The organism is Streptomyces sp. NPDC058198 (genome assembly GCF_042882605.1).
Taxonomy (GTDB): Bacteria; Actinomycetota; Actinomycetes; order Streptomycetales; family Streptomycetaceae; genus Streptomyces.
The window spans coordinates 1-16,935 of record NZ_JBHVVP010000020.1 but is presented as its reverse complement, the minus strand read 5'-3'; the positions used below and the strand labels follow the sequence as shown (position 1 = coordinate 16,935).

Genomic DNA, 16,935 nt, shown 5'->3' with positions numbered 1-16,935 from the left:
GTGCCCCGCGCCTACCGGTCCGCCAGCCAGCCCAGCTGTACCAGTGGTGCGCCGCGCTTGCGGGAGACGAAGGTGCCTCGTCCCGGGGGCATCGGGCGGGCGCGGACGTTGCCCAGGATGTCGCCCTCGCCGGGGTCGCCCGAGAGGATCACCCCCTGTGCGCCGAGCTCCTTCATCCGCTGCATGAACGGCTCGTACATCGCGCGGGACGCCCCTGCCGCGTTGCGCGCGACGATGAAGCGGATGCCGACGTCACGGGCGAACGGCAGGTTCTCCACCAGGACGGCCAGCGGGTTGGCGGAGTTGGTCGCGACCAGTTCGTAGTCGTCGATGATCACGAATAGCTGCGGGCCGTTCCACCAGCTGCGGTCGCGCAGTTGCTGCGGAGTGATGTCCGGCTTGGGTGCCCGCTTCGTCATCACCGTACCGATGGCGTCCATGTGCATCTGCATGGCCGACGCCATCGGCGCGTACTCCAGCAGGTGCGTGGCCGGTACGGCCTCCAGCATCGTGCGCCGGTAGTCGCCGACCACGATGCGGGCCTGCTCCGGGGTGTAGCGCTCGGCGATCTGCTTGGCGATGAGCCGCAGCAGCCCGGTCTTCCCGGACTCGCTCTCGCCGAAGACCATGAAGAACGGGTCGGTCTCGAAGTCGACGAACACCGGCTCCAGATTGGTCTCGTCGATACCGATCGCGATGCCGTGCTGCGGGAACTCGAAGCCCTTGGGCAGCTGCTCGGAGGGCAGCCTGCGCGGCAGCAGCCGTACGGTCGGAGCCGCCGGACCCGCCCAGCTCTCCTTCACCGTCCTGACGAACGCCGCCGTGCCGTCGAAGAGATCCGCCGCGTCGCTCACCGAGTCGATCCGCGGCAGCGCGCCCATGAAGTGCAGCTTCTCGGGCACCTGGCCACGGCCCGGCACCCCGGTCGGGACATTCGCCGCGACCTTGCGGTCGAACTCGGAGTCCATGACGTCACCGAGCCGCAGTTCGAGCCGGCCGAGCATCTGGTCCTTGAGCGCCGCGCGCACCTCCATGTAGCGGGCGGCGGTCACGACGACATGAATGCCGTACCCGAGACCGCGCGCCGCGATGTCGGAGATGACGGGCTCCATCATGTCGTAGTCGTTCTTGAAGCCGCCCCAGCCGTCGATGATCAGGAAGACATCTCCCCAGGCCTCGCCGGGCAGTTCACCGGCGGCGCGCTTGCGGCGGTACGTGCCGATCGAGTCGATGCCGTTCGCGCGGAAGAACTCCTCGCGCCGGTTGAGCACCCCCAGCACCTCAGCGACCGCGCGCCGCACCCGCTCGGGGTCGAGCCGGGACGCGACACCGCCGACATGCGGCAGGTCGGACAGCGAGGAGAGACCGCCGCCGCCGAAGTCCAGCGCGTAGAACTGCACTTCGTGCGGGGTGTGGGTGAGGGCGAACGACGAGATCAGGGTCCGCATCAGCGTCGACTTGCCGGACTGCGGACCACCCACGACGAGCATATGGCCGGCCGCGCCGGAGAAGTCCCGGTACAGCACCTCACGGCGCTGCTCGAAGGGCTTGTCGATCAGACCGAGCGGGACGGCGAGACCACCCGGACGGGTGTACTCGGTCGCGTTCAGCCCGCGCTCCGCGGTCACCGCGATACCCGGCAGCAGCTGGTCCAGCGTCGGCGCCTCGTCCAGCGGCGGCAGCCACACCTGATGCGCGGGCACCCCCTGCCCGTCGAGCCGGCGCACGATCACATCCAGCACGGTGTCCGCGAGCGCGTCGTCCTCCGAGGTGGTGGGCGAGAGCGCGGCCGTCAGGTCCGGAGCCGCGTACACCACGGGCACCGGCGTCGCGGTGAAGAGCGCGGGCCGCCGCTCGATGTGCAGCTGTCCCACCGAGAGATCCGGGCCGCCGGTGCGGTACGTACCGGAGACGTACGCCGCCTTGAAGCGGGTCATCTCGTCCGTGCCGAACTTGAGATAGCCGGAGCCGGGCACCGAGGGCAGGTGGTACGCGTCCGGCACGCCCAACGCCGTACGCGACTCGGCCGCCGAGAAGGTACGCAGACCGATCCGGTACGAGAGGTACGTGTCGAGCCCGCGCAGCTTGCCCTCCTCCAGGCGCTGCGAAGCCAGCAGCAGATGCACACCCAGGGAGCGGCCGATCCGGCCGATCTGGATGAACATGTCGATGAAGTCGGGCTTGGCGGTGAGGAGTTCGGAGAACTCGTCGATGACCAGGACGAGCGAGGCGAGCGGCTCCAGCGCCGCGCCGGCCGCACGCGCCTTCTCGTAGTCGTGGATATTGGCGTAGTTGCCCGCCGAGCGCAGCAGCTCCTGGCGGCGCTGCAGCTCACCCCGGATCGCGTCACCCATGCGGTCGACCAGCGTCAGGTCGTCCGAGAGGTTGGTGATGACCGCCGCGACATGCGGCATCTGCGACATCCCGGCGAACGTCGCGCCGCCCTTGAAGTCCGCGAGGACGAAGTTCAGCGTCTCCGAGGAGTGCGTGACCGCGAGACCCAGCACCAGCGTGCGCAGCAGCTCCGACTTGCCGGAACCGGTCGCGCCGACACACAGCCCGTGCGGTCCCATGCCCTCCTGCGCGGCCTCCTTCAGGTCCAGCATCACCGGCTGGCCGTCCTCGCCGACACCGATCGGCACCCGCAGCCGCTCGGCCGTCGACCGCGGCCGCCAGGTCCGGGTGACGTCGACGGCCGCCGCGTCACCCAGATTGAGCAGATCCGTGAAGTCGAGGTTGGCGAGCAGCGGTTCGTCGTCGTCGCCCCCGCCCGTACGCAGCGGCGCCAGCTGCCGCGCGAGCGCCTCGGCGGCGGGCAGCGAGATCCCGTCGGGCACACCTTCGTACGCCAGGCCCGCACCGGACTCCAGCCGCAGCCGCCCCGGCCGCACCACCACGGACAGACCGCCCCGCGGCTCGTCCAGCTCGCCGGACACGACCTCGACGATCGTCACGCCCTGGACGCCCTCGGCCGCCGCGAACAGCGAGTCCGGCGGCACCATTCCGCCGTCGAGCACGACGACGACATGCGGCTGGTCCAGTACCGGCTGGCTGTCCCGGCCGAACCGCGGACGCCCGTCGAGCCTGCTGTGCAGCAGCGCCTCCAGCTCCCCGAGGTCATCGCCGAACAGCCGCTTCGTACCGGCCCCGTCGATCTGCCCCGCCACCTGCGTGTGCGGCAGCCACTTCGCCCAGTCCCAGCGCGCTACGGCGCCGGGCGCGGCCACCACCGCGACCAGCAGATCCTCGGGGGAGTGCAGCGTCACCAGCTGGGCCACCAGCGCACGCGCCGCGGACTGCGCGGACTCCGGCTCACCGGAGACCGTCACGTGATAGAAGGCGCGCATCGACACGGCCATCGGCAGCCCGTCCAACGAGCCGTGCACCGCGAGGAACTGCTGCATCGCACCGGCGCACAGCGGCTCCAGCTCATCGACCGGCGCCGTGTCGGGGGCGACCAGCGGGGTCGAGAGCTGCTGGGCGCCGAGCCCGATCCGTACCTGCCCGAAGTCCCCGTCGCCGACGCGCCGTTCCCACACCCGCGAACCCTCGGCCACCACGGACCAGAGCTGTTCGGGGGAGGGGTGCAGATACAGCTGCGCGTCGCGCTGCGCACGGGCCGTCCTGCGGACCGTACGACGCGTCTGCGCGAGGTACTTGAGATAGTCACGCCGGACATCGGCAATTTGCCCCTGCGTACCGCGGCGGAATCTGACGATCTGTGCGACGACCATCCCGACCGTCGAGACCAGCATCAGAACGCCCATGATCCGCATGAACGGAGGCGCCTGGGGCGAGAAGAAGAACACCACTGAAGAGCCCATGCCGAGGACCGGCAGGATCTGCATCAGCATGCCCTCCTGCTGACCGCGTGGCAGCTCGGGCGGGGCTTCCAAGGTCATTGCATCCGCGGGCACTTCGGGTGGAAGGGACCGGGGCGGGCGTTTGACGACGATCTGGCTCACCGGCGCATCAATCCCTCAATACGGACGGGTAATTCCGTACCGGCGCCCCCGTGGCGACGGTCTCCCTCCGCGCGACGGTGATCCTACTTGCAGCCATGCCCCACCCGTCCCGGTAGGGTGGCGCGCGCATCGTGCGCAACCGCGAATCAGGGGGTCCAGACACGTGAGTACGACCGCAGCGACCGGCTTCTGCCGCGTCACTGTCGTGGCGCCGGACAGCAGGATCGATGTCGCACTTCCGGAGGACATCGCCGTCGCCGACGTCTACCCGGAGATTCTGCGGCTCACCGGCCAGACCCAGACGGCAGGCACTCCCACCGGATATCACCTCGTCAGGCGCGACGGCACCGTGCTCGACGGCGCCCGCACGCTCGCCGCCCAACAGGTCCTCGACGGTGAGGTGCTGAGCCTGCGCCCCTTCGCCGAGTCCCTGCCGCCCGCGGTCTTCGACGACGTCTCGGACGCCGTCGCCTCCGCGGTCCAGCGCGACCGTCATCTGTGGAGCGACGACCTGCTGCGCGGCGCCGGACTCCTCGGTGGCGTCCTGCTGCTCGTCCTCATGGGCTTCGTCCTGTGGTTCGCCGACCCGGTCCGCCACGACATGCACAGCCTGCCCGGCATCATCGCGGGCGCGGCCGGACTGCTGCTGACGGCCTTCGCGGGCGTCCGGGCCCGGGTGTACGGGGACCGTGCCACCGCCGTCGCCCTCGGACTCGGCGCACTGCCGCTGCTGCTGATCGGCGGCTCCGGCATCATCGGCGCCGACGCCGGCCAGGGCCCCGGCCGGCTCCAGTTCCTGCTCGGCTGCGTCACGGTCCTGATCGCGTCCGTCGCTCTCGTCGCCCTCACCCCGAGCGGTGACGCCCCGTTCGTCGCGGCCACCTTCCTGGCCACCGCCGGCACCCTCGCCACCTTCGTGGCGATCCTCACCGGGGCATCGGCCACCGACACGGCCGCCGTCTGCGCCCCGGTCGCCATCGGGATCGTCGCCTTCCTGCCCGGCCTCTCGGCCCGCTTCGCCCGGCTGCCCATCGGCTACGCCGCCCCGCGCAGCGCCGCCGACGACTTCGACGCCGACCCGAACACCACCCCCGAGGCCGAGCCCGTCGACGCCGAGCGCATCGCCGCCCAGGCCCGCCGCGGCCACGAGATGCTGCTCGGCCTGGTCGGCGGCTGCGCCGCGGTCGTCGTCGGCTCCGCCGCCGTACTCGGCTTCTCGCACACCATCTGGGGCCAGTTCCTCGCCCTCGCCGCGGGACTCGCGATGCTGCTGCGCGCCCGTCTCTTCCGCTACACCTCGCAGGTCGCCTGCGTGCTGGTCGCGGGCATCTCCGCCATCGCGCTGCTGGTCCTCGGCCTCTCCCTGAACCCGCCCGCCGACCCCGTCAGGGAACTCCTGATGTACGGCGACCGCGGCCCCCTCGACATCCGTACGATCTGGCTCACCGCGAGCGTCGCCGCGGGCGCCGCCCTGATCACCGCGATCGGCCTGATCATCCCGCGCAAGGGCCTCTCGCCCTTCTGGGGCCGGCTCCTCGATCTCGCCGAGGGCGCGCTGCTGCTCTCGCTGGTGCCGCTCTGCCTCGCCGTACTCGACGTCTTCAGCGCGGCCCGCGCCCTCACGAGTTAGCGCGTGTCCGGCCGGCCGCGCCCGCGGCAGCTCCGCGAAGGGGCGGTCGGGGCCGCGGTCAGCCCGGTACCCGCAGGCTGGTACCCTGGGCGACGGCCGTTTGTGTACGTGATCCCGGAGCCACCGGCTCCGCGGTCAGCGCCCAGCGGATCCCGCCTCCCGAGTAACGGAAGCTCCCCAGAGTATTCGACCTGGGGCACTCGGTGGCCAAGAAGACTCACGAGGAGTACGCGTGTCGCTCGACGCCGCTACGAAGAAGCAGATCATGACCGAGTTCGGCACCAAGGAAGGTGACACCGGCTCCCCCGAGGTCCAGGTCGCCATGCTGTCGCGCCGGATCTCGGACCTCACCGAGCACCTCAAGACCCACAAGCACGACCACCACTCCCGTCGTGGTCTGCTGATCCTGGTCGGTCAGCGCCGCCGGCTGCTGCAGTACCTGGCCAAGAAGGACATCCAGCGCTTCCGTGCGCTCGTCGACCGCCTCGGCATCCGCCGCGGTGCGGCCGGCGGCGCCAAGTAACACACCGTGAAGGGAGCGGTTCCCACTTCCAGGGGACCGCTCCTTTCGCGTATGTACGGGGCGCGCGCACGGAGCGCGCTGACCACCCCCGTACGGGGCAGACCGAGCGCCCCGCCCAGGAAGGCCGGAATGTCATCCTGAGGCGAAGCTCAGTAATCTGGACACACGAGCACAACTGAAGAGGAGGAGCGTCCTCCGCCGCCGCCGGTCCTCGGTAGTGGCTCCCGGAATGGCGCGGCCCATGCCGCCGCCCCGGGTGCTTCGATCGAAGACCGGCCCGCACCCAGGAAACGCTTCTCCGCCACCGTCCCCTGCCACACGGGCACCGGACGAAGACGAGGAGAAATCACTAGTGGAGAACGAGACCCACTACGCCGAAGCCGTTATCGACAACGGAACCTTCGGCACCCGCACCATCCGCTTCGAGACGGGCCGGCTGGCCCGTCAGGCCGCCGGCTCCGCCGTGGCCTACCTGGACGACGACACCATGGTGCTGTCGGCCACCACCGCTTCCAAGAAGCCCAAGGACCAGCTCGACTTCTTCCCCCTCACGGTGGACGTCGAGGAGCGGATGTACGCCGCCGGCAAGATCCCCGGCTCCTTCTTCCGCCGCGAGGGCCGGCCCTCCGAGGACGCGATCCTCACCTGCCGCCTGATCGACCGCCCGCTGCGCCCCTCCTTCAAGAAGGGCCTGCGCAACGAGATCCAGATCGTTGAGACGATCATGGCGCTCAACCCCGACCACCTGTACGACGTGGTCGCGATCAACGCCGCCTCCTGCTCCACGCAGCTGGCCGGCCTGCCCTTCTCCGGCCCGATCGGCGGCACCCGTGTCGCCCTGATCAAGGGCCAGTGGGTCGGCTTCCCGACACACACCGAGCTCGAGGACGCCGTCTTCGACATGGTCGTCGCGGGCCGCGTCCTGGACGACGGCGATGTCGCGATCATGATGGTCGAGGCCGAGGCCACCGAGAAGACCGTCCAGCTCGTCAAGGACGGCGCCGAGGCTCCCACCGAGGAGGTCGTCGCCGCCGGTCTGGAAGCCGCGAAGCCCTTCATCAAGGCGCTCTGCAAGGCTCAGTCGGACCTCGCCGCCAAGGCCGCGAAGCCGACCGGTGAGTTCCCGGTCTTCCTCGACTACCAGGACGACGTCCTGGAGGCGCTGACCGCCGCCGTCAAGAGCGAGCTCTCGCAGGCGCTGACCATCGCCGGCAAGCAGGACCGCGAGGCCGAGCTCGACCGCGTCAAGGAGCTCGCCGCCGAGAAGCTGCTCCCGCAGTTCGAGGGCCGCGAGAAGGAAATCTCCGGTGCCTACCGCGCGCTGACCAAGTCGCTGGTCCGCGAGCGCGTCATCAAGGACAAGGTCCGGATCGACGGCCGTGGCGTCACGGACATCCGTACGCTCGCCGCCGAGGTCGAGGCCATCCCGCGCGTGCACGGCTCCGCCCTGTTCGAGCGTGGCGAGACCCAGATCCTGGGCGTCACCACCCTCAACATGCTCCGCATGGAGCAGCAGCTGGACACCCTTTCCCCGGTGACCCGCAAGCGCTACATGCACAACTACAACTTCCCGCCCTACTCCGTCGGTGAGACCGGCCGCGTCGGTTCGCCGAAGCGCCGCGAGATCGGCCACGGCGCGCTCGCCGAGCGCGCCATCGTGCCGGTGCTGCCGACGCGCGAGGAGTTCCCGTACGCGATCCGCCAGGTCTCCGAGGCGCTGGGCTCCAACGGCTCGACGTCCATGGGCTCGGTCTGCGCCTCCACCATGTCGCTGCTGAACGCCGGTGTGCCGCTCAAGGCCCCCGTCGCCGGTATCGCCATGGGCCTGATCTCGCAGGAGATCGACGGCAAGACGCACTACGTCGCCCTCACCGACATCCTCGGTGCGGAGGACGCCTACGGCGACATGGACTTCAAGGTCGCCGGTACGAAGACCTTCGTCACCGCGCTCCAGCTCGACACCAAGCTCGACGGCATCCCCGCCTCGGTCCTGGCCGCCGCGCTGAAGCAGGCCCGCGACGCCCGCCTCCACATCCTCGATGTGATGAACGAGGCCATCGACGTCCCGGACGAGATGTCCCCGAACGCCCCGCGGATCATCACCGTCAAGATCCCGGTGGACAAGATCGGTGAGGTCATCGGCCCCAAGGGCAAGATGATCAACCAGATCCAGGAGGACACCGGCGCCGACATCACGATCGAGGACGACGGCACCATCTACATCGGTGCCGCCGCGGGTTCGCAGGCCGAGGCCGCGCGCGCCACGATCAACGCGATTGCCAACCCGACCATGCCGGAGGTCGGCGAGCGCTACCTGGGCACGGTCGTCAAGACGACCACCTTCGGTGCGTTCGTCTCGCTGATGCCGGGCAAGGACGGACTGCTGCACATCTCGCAGATCCGCAAGCTCGCCGGTGGCAAGCGCGTGGAGAACGTCGAGGACGTGCTCGGCGTCGGCCAGAAGGTCCAGGTGGAGATCGCCGAGATCGACCAGCGCGGCAAGCTCTCCCTCATCCCCGTCATGGAGGATGAAGAGACCGAGGAGAAGAAGGACGACGCAACCTCGTGACGCGTAGTTCCAGGACGACGGCCCGCCCCTCCTCGGAGGCGCGGGCCGTCGCCCGTACCCAAACACTGCTCAAGGGCGAGAACGGCATCGGCACGGTCCGCCGTACGACGCTCCCCGGCGGCCTGCGCGTCGTCACCGAAACCCTGCCGTCGGTACGCTCCGCGACCTTCGGCATCTGGGTCCAGGTCGGCTCCCGCGACGAGACGCCCGCCCTCAACGGCGCCACCCACTATCTGGAGCACCTCCTCTTCAAGGGCACGCACAAGCGCAGCGCCCTCGACATCTCCTCCGCCATCGACGCGGTCGGCGGCGAGATGAACGCCTTCACGGCGAAGGAGTACACCTGCTACTACGCGCGGGTACTCGACACCGATCTGCCGCTGGCCATCGATGTCGTCTGCGACATGCTGACCGGCTCGCTCATCGAGGCCGCGGACGTCGACGCCGAACGCGGTGTCGTCCTCGAAGAGATCGCCATGACCGAGGACGACCCGGGCGACTGTGTGCACGACCTGTTCGCGCAGACCATGCTCGGCGACAGCCCCCTCGGACGGCCGGTCCTCGGCACCGTCGACACCGTCAACGCCCTGGACCGCGACCGGATCGCCCGCTTCTACAAGAAGCACTACGACCCGACACATCTCGTCGTCGCCGCGGCGGGCAATGTCGATCACGCCACGGTGGTACGCCAGGTCCGACGCGCCTTCGAGAAGGCCGGCGCCCTGTCCCGCACGGACGCCACCCCCGTCGCCCCCCGCGAAGGCCACCGCTCCCTGCGCACCGCGGGCCGCGTCGACCTGCTCAACCGCAAGACCGAGCAGGCCCATGTCGTCCTCGGCATGCCGGGCCTGGCCCGTACCGACGAGCGCCGCTGGGCGCTCGGCGTGCTCAACACCGCGCTCGGCGGCGGCATGAGCTCGCGGCTCTTCCAGGAGGTACGGGAGAAGCGCGGCCTCGCCTACAGCGTCTACTCGTACACCTCGGGCTTCGCCGACTGCGGCCTCTTCGGGGTCTACGCCGGCTGCCGTCCGAGCCAGGTCCACGACGTCCTGAAGATCTGCCGCGACGAACTCGACCGCGCGGCGGCCGAGGGACTCACGGACGAGGAGATCGGCCGCGCCATCGGCCAGCTCTCCGGCTCCACCGTCCTCGGTCTGGAGGACACCGGCGCGCTGATGAACCGGATCGGCAAGAGCGAGCTGTGCTGGGGCACCCAGATGTCCGTCGACGAGATGCTGGGGCGGATATCCGCGGTCACCCCCGACGACGTACGCGCGGTGGCCCGGGATGTACTGGGGCAGCGGCCCTCGCTGTCCGTCATCGGGCCGCTCAAGGACAAGCAGGCGGCCCGTCTCGACGAAGCGGTCTCCCGCTGACCGGGCCGTACCCCCGACGCTGAAGGAAACAGAGCAATGAGCAAGCTGCGCGTGGCCGTTCTGGGAGCCGGGGGCCGCATCGGCTCCGAGGCCGTACGGGCCGTCGAGGCCGCGGAGGATCTGGAGCTGGTCGCGGCCCTCGGCCGGGGCGACAAGCTGGAGACCCTCGTGGAGACCGGCGCCCAGGTCGTGGTGGAACTGACCACCCCGGCCTCGGTGATGGGCAACCTCGACTTCTGCGTACGCCACGGCATCCACGCGGTCGTCGGCACCACCGGCTGGACCGACGAACGGCTCGCGCAGCTCAACACCTCGCTGGCCGCCTCTCCGGAGACGGGGGTGCTGATCGCGCCGAACTTCTCCATCGGCGCCGTCCTCACCATGAAGTTCTCCCAGACGGCGGCCCGCTACTTCGAGTCGGTCGAGATCATCGAGCTGCACCACCCGAACAAGGCCGACGCGCCCTCCGGCACCGCCCACCGCACCGCCCAGCTGATCGCCGCCGCGCGCGAGGAAGCAGGCAGCCCTCCGCAGCCCGACGCCACGGTCACGGCGCTGGACGGCGCGCGCGGCGCGGACGTCGACGGGGTGCGGGTGCACTCCGTACGCCTCCGGGGGCTCCTCGCCCATCAGGAGGTCATCCTCGGCGGTGAGGGCGAGACCCTCACCGTCCGCCATGACTCACTGCACCACAGCAGCTTCATGCCGGGCATCCTGCTCGGCGTACGCCGCGTGGGCTCCGCCCCCGGGCTCACCTTCGGCCTCGAACACTTCCTCGACCTGAGCTGACACCCATGCGTGCGAAGATCACCTACTGCGTCACGGCCGCCGTCCTGGTCGTCTACTTCGTCCTGGTCGGCAGCCGCGGCGTGCTGCTGATCCAGCAGGGCACCCTGCTCACCGTCACCTTCGGGGTCGCGGTGCTGATCCTGCCGGTCATCGGCATCTGGTTCCTCTGGAAGAACACCCAGTTCGTCAGCCGCGCCAACCGGCTCGCGGCGGAGCTGGACGCCGAGGGCGGCCTGCCGCTCGACGAGTTGGCCCGTACCCCCGGCGGCCGCATCGACCGGGACTCGGCGGACGCCGTCTTCGCCGAGCGCCGTGCGCAGACGGAGGACTCACCCGACGACTGGCGCTGCTGGTTCCGGCTCGCGGTCGCCTACCACGACGCCAGGGACACCCCGCGCGCCCGCAAGGCCATGCAGCGCGCCATCGCGCTCCACGACGGCAGGCCCGTACGGGCCTGAGCCCGCACAGACGAACGGGGCCCGGCCTCTGAGGGCCGGACCCCGTTCGCACCGCTGTAGGCGTCAGACCAGGCGGTATTCGTCGCCCCAGGCCTCGACCGTGTCGGCTGCCCGGTCGAAGGCCTCGCCACGCGACAGGAAGTCCGCGTTGTGGTCGGTGAGCAGCGGCAGCGGCTCACCCCGGCGTCGTACGAGCAGGAGCGCCTGCCCCTGTACGGTGCGCGGCAGCCCGAGCCACCGCACCGGCTGCTGGACCGTGCGGACGGCCGTGGCCTGGTCCCACGGCACGGTGGTGGTCCTGAGCAGACTCACCCGCCGGACTCCGTGCCGGCTCACCCATGCCCCGGCGCGGAGCAGCCGGAGCGCGGCGGCGATGGCCAGCGCCGCGAGACCCAGGCACAGCGCGGCGCCCGGCAGCGCGCCCGTGGCGGCGGTGATCGTTCCGGCGAGCAGTATGAACGAGGCGAGCAGCAGAAGCAGGGCGGCCGATGCCACGCGCCAAGGGCCTGGGCGGTACGGACGCCGCCAATGATCATGATCGTCGAACGGCAGCGCGACGTCGTCGTCCGTCGCGTCAAAAGCACGGTCGGCCGTCAGGAAGGGCAGGGGCACGACTGATCCTCACTCACAAGCACGCTCGATTGCTGTGCCCGGTGAGGCTATCGAGCGTGCCCCTGCCCGGACCACCCCAGGGGGGCCGGACGAGTCAGCGGCGCTGCGAGGCCTCGGACTGCTGAGCGTGACCGGATGCCTGACCCGGCTCCAGCGACGGCAGTCCGAAGAGCAGTGAGCCCGCGAACCCGGCCACGAGCGTCAGCCCGATCAGCGTACGGCTGACGAGCTGCGACCTGTCGGCCCGGGGTTTGGGGGGTGGAGTGACGTTACTGCGGAAGCGGTCGGCCTCGGCGACGAATGCGAACGGGACGGCCTCACGCCGGCGGAACATGGGGGAACTCTCCTTGCGGTCTGGTGACGGGACGCTGCTGGTGTGTCAGCCGCTGCTCGGCTGCTACTCAGTGAGACGAACGACAGCGTCATTCGGTGCCAGAATTCCCCGAATTGACCAAGGAACACCGGGAGCGGCCGCCCTGTCCGTCGCTGTCAGTGCCGAGCCGTAGAGTGGGCGCCGCCCGAGCGATGCGACTGGAAGGACCCCGCCGGTGAGCGACACCCCCGCCGAGACCAAGCCGAGCTTCCGCAGCGATGTCACCGTCGAGCTGGTGAAGCACGCCGCCGGTGACTCCGATGTGCTGTGGGCCGCGCGCGTCTCCACCGCAGGTGAGCAATCACTGGAAGAGCTCTCGAAGGACCCAGAGCGCTCCAAGGGGCTGATCAATTTCCTGATGCGGGACCGCCACGGCAGCCCCTTCGAGCACAACTCGATGACCTTCTTCATCAGCGCCCCGATCTTCGTCTTCCGCGAGTTCATGCGGCACCGCGTGGGCTGGTGCGTCGCGGGTGACACCGAGATCACGCTGCAGAGCGAAGCCGGCGACCTCCACGGCCGGACCATCGCGGATCTGTACCGGCTCCGGCACCTCGGTCCGGCCACCCGCCTCCGTGAGCCGGAGTCCATGGACGGCGGTCACGTCCGGTGCTACGACGAGGACACCCTGACGGCTCAGCGGGCACCCGTCGTCGATGTCATCGAGTCGGGCGTGAAGCCGCTCATCAGGATCACCACGGCTGAGGGCAGGACGCTCAGGTCCACGGTGGACCACGCGGTGCTGACCCCGGACGGCTGGCGCAAGGCCGGTGAGCTGGCCGTGGGGGACGCGGTCATGGCCGCTGCCACCGCCCCGCACCCCTCGCAGGCGCCCGTTGTGCCGGGCCTGGGCCGAGGGGAGGACGCGTCCGTGGCCCGCCCGGACAGCATCGTCTCCGTCGTCGACGACGGCGAGGAGATGACCTACGACCTGTCCGTCGAGGGCCCCTGGCACAACTTCCTGGCCAACGGCATCGTTGTGCACAATTCGTACAACGAGGAGTCCGGCCGTTACCGCGAGCTGCTGCCGGTTTTCTATGTCCCCGGCGAGGAGCGCAAGCTCGTCCAGCAGGGGCGCCCCGGGAAATACGAGTTCGTCTCCGGGAGCGCGGCCCAGCAGGAGATCACGCAGCGCGCCATGGAGGATTCCTACATCCAGGCGTACGAGGCGTACCAGCAGATGCTGGCGGCGGGCGTGGCCCGCGAGGTGGCCCGCGCGGTCCTCCCGGTCGGCCTCTTCTCGTCGATGTACGCCACCTGCAACGCGCGCTCGCTGATGCACTTCCTCGGGCTGCGCACGCAGCACGAACAGGCGAAGGTCCCGTCCTTCCCACAGCGGGAGATCGAGATGGTCGGAGAGCGGATGGAGGAGCACTGGGCGAAGCTCATGCCGCTCACCCATGCGGCCTTCAACACCAACGGCCGGGTCGCCCCATAGAGCACAGGTGTACGGTCGGCCGAGCGAAGTGTCCGGATTGCGGCGTTTCGAGAAGTTCATCTAGGCTGATCAAACGGACCCGGCACTGCTTGAACCCCCGAGCAGGCAGTGCCGGGCTCCTCTTGTCCCGTCCCCCAAGGGGACACGGCGAGCTGAGCAGCGAGTAGCGTGTTACCCATGGCTCCGATCTCCACTCCGCAGACCCCCTTCGGGCGGGTCCTCACCGCGATGGTCACGCCCTTCACGGCGGACGGCACTCTCGACCTCGACGGTGCCCAGCGGCTCGCCGTTCATCTGGTGGACGCAGGCAACGACGGCCTGATCCTGAACGGCACCACCGGTGAGTCCCCGACCACCAGCGACGCGGAGAAAGACCAGCTCGTACGGGCCGTCCTGGAGGCCGTCGGAGACCGGGCCCATATCGTCGCCGGCGTCGGTACCAACGACACCCGCCACAGCCTGGAGCTGGCCCGCGCGGCCGAGCGCGCCGGAGCACACGGCCTGCTCGCGGTGACCCCGTACTACAACAAGCCGCCGCAGGAAGGTCTCTTCCAGCACTTCTCCGCCATCGCCGACGCGACCGGCCTGCCGGTCATGCTGTACGACATCCCCGGCCGCAGCGGTGTCCCCATCGACACCGAGACGATCGTCCGTCTCGCACAGCACCCGCGCATCGTCGCCAACAAGGACGCCAAGGGCGACCTCGGCCGCGCCAGCTGGGCCATCGCCCGCTCCGGCCTCGCCTGGTACTCCGGCGACGACATGCTCAACCTTCCGCTGCTCTCGGTCGGCGCGGTCGGCTTCGTCTCCGTCGTCGGCCATGTGGTCACCCCCGAGCTGCGCGAGCTTCTCGACGCCCACCTCACGGGCGACGTCCACAAGGCCACCGAGATCCACCAGAAGCTGCTCCCGGTCTTCACCGGCATGTTCCGCACCCAGGGCGTCATCACCACCAAGGCCGCGCTCACCCTGCGGAAGCTGCCGGCCGGACCGCTGCGCCTGCCGCTCGTCGAGCTGTCGGCACATGAAACCGCCCAGCTCAAGATCGATCTCGCGGCCGGCGGGGTACAGCTCTAACAACAGACTTCACAACTGAATACGCGACGACAGCACACCACCGAGAAATCGGTCCACACAGACAACAGCAAGTGCACCAATGTCATGCGCGCCACGTGCCTCAGCGGCACGTGGCGTGCGTGGTGAGGAGAGTCTTTTGAGTCATCCGCATCCTGAACTCGGCGCCCCGCCGAAGCTGGCCAAGAACGGCCTGCGCGTCACCCCGCTCGGCGGTCTGGGCGAGATCGGCCGCAATATGACGGTCTTCGAGTACAACGGCCGTCTGCTCATCGTCGACTGCGGCGTCCTCTTCCCGGAGGAGGAGCAGCCCGGCATCGACCTGATCCTGCCGGACTTCACCACCATCAGGGACCGCGTCGACGACATCGACGGCGTCGTGCTCACGCACGGCCACGAGGACCACATCGGCGGCGTCCCGTATCTGCTCAGGCTGAAGCCCGACATCCCGCTGATCGGCTCCAAGCTGACCCTCGCGCTGATCGAGGCGAAGCTCCAGGAGCACCGCATCCGCCCGTACACCCTTGAGGTCACCGAGGGGCACCGCGAGCGCATCGGCCCGTTCGACTGCGAATTCGTCGCGGTCAACCACTCCATCCCGGACGCCCTGGCCGTCGCCATCCGCACCCCCGCGGGCATGGTGGTCCACACCGGCGACTTCAAGATGGACCAGCTTCCGCTGGACCGCAGGCTGACGGACCTGCCGGCCTTCGCCAGGCTCGGCGAAGAAGGCATCGACCTGCTGCTTTCGGACTCCACCAATGCCGAGGTCCCGGGCTTCGTCCCGCCCGAGCGGGACATCTCGAATGTCCTGCGGCAGGTCTTCGGGAGCGCCCAGAAGCGCATCATCGTGGCCAGCTTCGCCAGCCACGTCCACCGCATCCAGCAGATCCTTGACGCCGCCCACGAATACGGCCGCAGAGTCGCCTTCGTCGGCCGCTCGATGGTCCGCAACATGGGCATCGCCCGCGACCTGGGCTATCTCAGGGTGCCGGCAGGCCTGGTCGTTGACGTCAAGACACTCGACGACCTCCCGGACCACGAGGTCGTCCTCGTCTGCACCGGCTCCCAGGGCGAGCCGATGGCCGCGCTCTCGCGCATGGCCAACCGCGATCACCAGATCCGGATCGTCCAGGGCGACACGGTGATCCTGGCGTCGTCCCTGATCCCGGGCAACGAGAACTCGGTCTACCGCGTGATCAACGGCCTGACCAGGTGGGGCGCGAACGTCATCCACAAGGGCAACGCCAAGGTCCATGTCTCGGGCCACGCCTCGGCCGGCGAGCTGCTGTACTTCTACAACATCTGCAAGCCCAAGAACCTGATGCCGGTCCACGGCGAATGGCGCCATCTGCGCGCCAACGCCGAGCTGGGCGCGCTGACGGGGGTGCCCAAGGACCACATCGTCATCGCCGAGGACGGAGTGGTCGTCGACCTTGTCGACGGCAAGGCCAGGATCGTGGGCAAGGTCCAGGCCGGTTATGTCTATGTCGACGGACTCTCGGTCGGCGATGTCACCGAGACCCATCTCAAGGACCGCCGCATCCTCGGCGACGAGGGCATCATCTCGGTCTTCGTGGTGGTCGACTCCACCACGGGCAAGGTCGTCGGCGGCCCGCACTTCCAGGCCCGCGGCTCCGGCATCGAGGACGCGGCGTTCTCCGCCGTGCTGCCCAAGGTCGAAGAGGCCATCGCCAAGTCGGCCGCGGACGGCGTCGCCGAACCGCACCAGCTCCAGCAGCTCGTGCGCCGCACGGTGGGCAAGTGGGTCTCGGACACGTACCGCCGGCGCCCGATGATCCTCCCTGTCGTCGTCGAGGTATGACGCCGGCAACTGCCGCCTGACGGCTGCCGCTTGACCCCGTACCCGGAGCGGGGGGCCTCGATTTGCATCGACGCCCCCCGCTCCAGTACGTTTACGGCTCCACCTGAACGGGAACCCGGGTAAATCACTTGCCTGGAGCCCTCCCGGACGGGGGGAATCCGACTCGGATAACGTCTGATAAAGTCGGAGCAGCCGAAAGGCAAAAGGTCACTCCAAAGGCCACCGGAATTCAAGAGGCAAGAACAGCCAAATGAATCTGGTAAGGTTGGAAACACGAAGTACAGAACAAAATGAAGTACCGAA

12 protein-coding genes are annotated in these 16,935 nt (G+C 69.4%); 9 read left to right on the top strand and 3 right to left on the bottom strand.

The features are described from left to right. Nucleotides 1-11: 11 nt before the first annotated feature. A complete protein-coding gene (gene eccCa, locus ACFVWW_RS33300; protein WP_386878322.1) occupies nucleotides 12-3,965 on the bottom strand; it encodes a type VII secretion protein EccCa in 3,954 nt (1,317 codons plus the stop codon). 163 nt (nucleotides 3,966-4,128) lie between these two features. Here eccCa and eccD point away from each other — a divergent pair, with 163 nt between their 5' ends. The 6 genes from eccD to ACFVWW_RS33270 all read left to right on the top strand — a co-directional run bounded on the left by eccD (nucleotide 4,129) and on the right by ACFVWW_RS33270 (nucleotide 11,310). Beyond that, nucleotides 4,129-5,595, top strand: a complete 1,467-nt coding sequence (gene eccD / locus ACFVWW_RS33295; RefSeq protein WP_384337007.1) for a type VII secretion integral membrane protein EccD — start codon at nucleotides 4,129-4,131, stop codon at nucleotides 5,593-5,595. 232 nt (nucleotides 5,596-5,827) lie between these two features. Then, a complete protein-coding gene (rpsO, locus tag ACFVWW_RS33290; protein WP_093600212.1) occupies nucleotides 5,828-6,118 on the top strand; it encodes a 30S ribosomal protein S15 in 291 nt (96 codons plus the stop codon). Nucleotides 6,119-6,470: 352 nt separating this feature from the next. Continuing rightward, nucleotides 6,471-8,687: a polyribonucleotide nucleotidyltransferase gene (locus tag ACFVWW_RS33285; RefSeq protein ID WP_384192030.1), complete on the top strand. Its 2,217-nt coding sequence runs from the start codon at nucleotides 6,471-6,473 to the stop codon at nucleotides 8,685-8,687. Then, nucleotides 8,684-10,063, top strand: coding sequence for a M16 family metallopeptidase (locus tag ACFVWW_RS33280; protein ID WP_384192027.1), 1,380 nt, complete (start codon nucleotides 8,684-8,686; stop codon nucleotides 10,061-10,063). Before ACFVWW_RS33285 ends, ACFVWW_RS33280 begins: the two co-directional genes overlap by 4 nt. A gap of 36 nt (nucleotides 10,064-10,099) precedes the next feature. Next, on the top strand, nucleotides 10,100-10,852 hold the full coding sequence (gene dapB, locus ACFVWW_RS33275; RefSeq protein WP_384192024.1) for a 4-hydroxy-tetrahydrodipicolinate reductase: 753 nt from the start codon (nucleotides 10,100-10,102) through the stop codon (nucleotides 10,850-10,852). 5 nt (nucleotides 10,853-10,857) lie between these two features. Beyond that, nucleotides 10,858-11,310, top strand: coding sequence for a hypothetical protein (locus ACFVWW_RS33270; RefSeq protein WP_384337011.1), 453 nt, complete (start codon nucleotides 10,858-10,860; stop codon nucleotides 11,308-11,310). A gap of 63 nt (nucleotides 11,311-11,373) precedes the next feature. On the opposite strand, the gene ACFVWW_RS33265 is transcribed toward ACFVWW_RS33270, so the two are convergent. Together ACFVWW_RS33265 and ACFVWW_RS33260 are read right to left on the bottom strand one after the other, a co-directional pair. Beyond that, complete coding sequence (locus ACFVWW_RS33265; RefSeq protein WP_386878323.1) at nucleotides 11,374-11,922, bottom strand: hypothetical protein; 549 nt, start codon at nucleotides 11,920-11,922, stop codon at nucleotides 11,374-11,376. A gap of 94 nt (nucleotides 11,923-12,016) precedes the next feature. Beyond that, complete coding sequence (locus ACFVWW_RS33260; RefSeq protein WP_384192017.1) at nucleotides 12,017-12,256, bottom strand: hypothetical protein; 240 nt, start codon at nucleotides 12,254-12,256, stop codon at nucleotides 12,017-12,019. Nucleotides 12,257-12,470: 214 nt separating this feature from the next. Between ACFVWW_RS33260 and thyX the strand changes: the two genes are divergently transcribed. The 3 genes from thyX to ACFVWW_RS33245 all read left to right on the top strand — a co-directional run bounded on the left by thyX (nucleotide 12,471) and on the right by ACFVWW_RS33245 (nucleotide 16,632). Next, nucleotides 12,471-13,733: an FAD-dependent thymidylate synthase gene (gene thyX, locus ACFVWW_RS33255; protein WP_386878324.1), complete on the top strand. Its 1,263-nt coding sequence runs from the start codon at nucleotides 12,471-12,473 to the stop codon at nucleotides 13,731-13,733. 177 nt (nucleotides 13,734-13,910) lie between these two features. Then, complete coding sequence (gene dapA, locus ACFVWW_RS33250; RefSeq protein ID WP_386878325.1) at nucleotides 13,911-14,810, top strand: 4-hydroxy-tetrahydrodipicolinate synthase; 900 nt, start codon at nucleotides 13,911-13,913, stop codon at nucleotides 14,808-14,810. 136 nt (nucleotides 14,811-14,946) lie between these two features. Beyond that, nucleotides 14,947-16,632, top strand: a complete 1,686-nt coding sequence (locus tag ACFVWW_RS33245) for a ribonuclease J (protein WP_384192008.1) — start codon at nucleotides 14,947-14,949, stop codon at nucleotides 16,630-16,632. Nucleotides 16,633-16,935: the final 303 nt, after the last annotated feature.

What these genes read in the sequence shown, in the direction of transcription:
- ACFVWW_RS33260 (WP_384192017.1), bottom strand. Translation starts at nt 12,256, where the DNA reads ATGTTCCGCCGGCGTGAGGCCGTCCCGTTCGCATTCGTCGCCGAGGCC.
- dapA (WP_386878325.1), top strand. Translation starts at nt 13,911, where the DNA reads ATGGCTCCGATCTCCACTCCGCAGACCCCCTTCGGGCGGGTCCTCACC.
- dapB (WP_384192024.1), top strand. Translation starts at nt 10,100, where the DNA reads ATGAGCAAGCTGCGCGTGGCCGTTCTGGGAGCCGGGGGCCGCATCGGC.
- ACFVWW_RS33270 (WP_384337011.1), top strand. Translation starts at nt 10,858, where the DNA reads ATGCGTGCGAAGATCACCTACTGCGTCACGGCCGCCGTCCTGGTCGTC.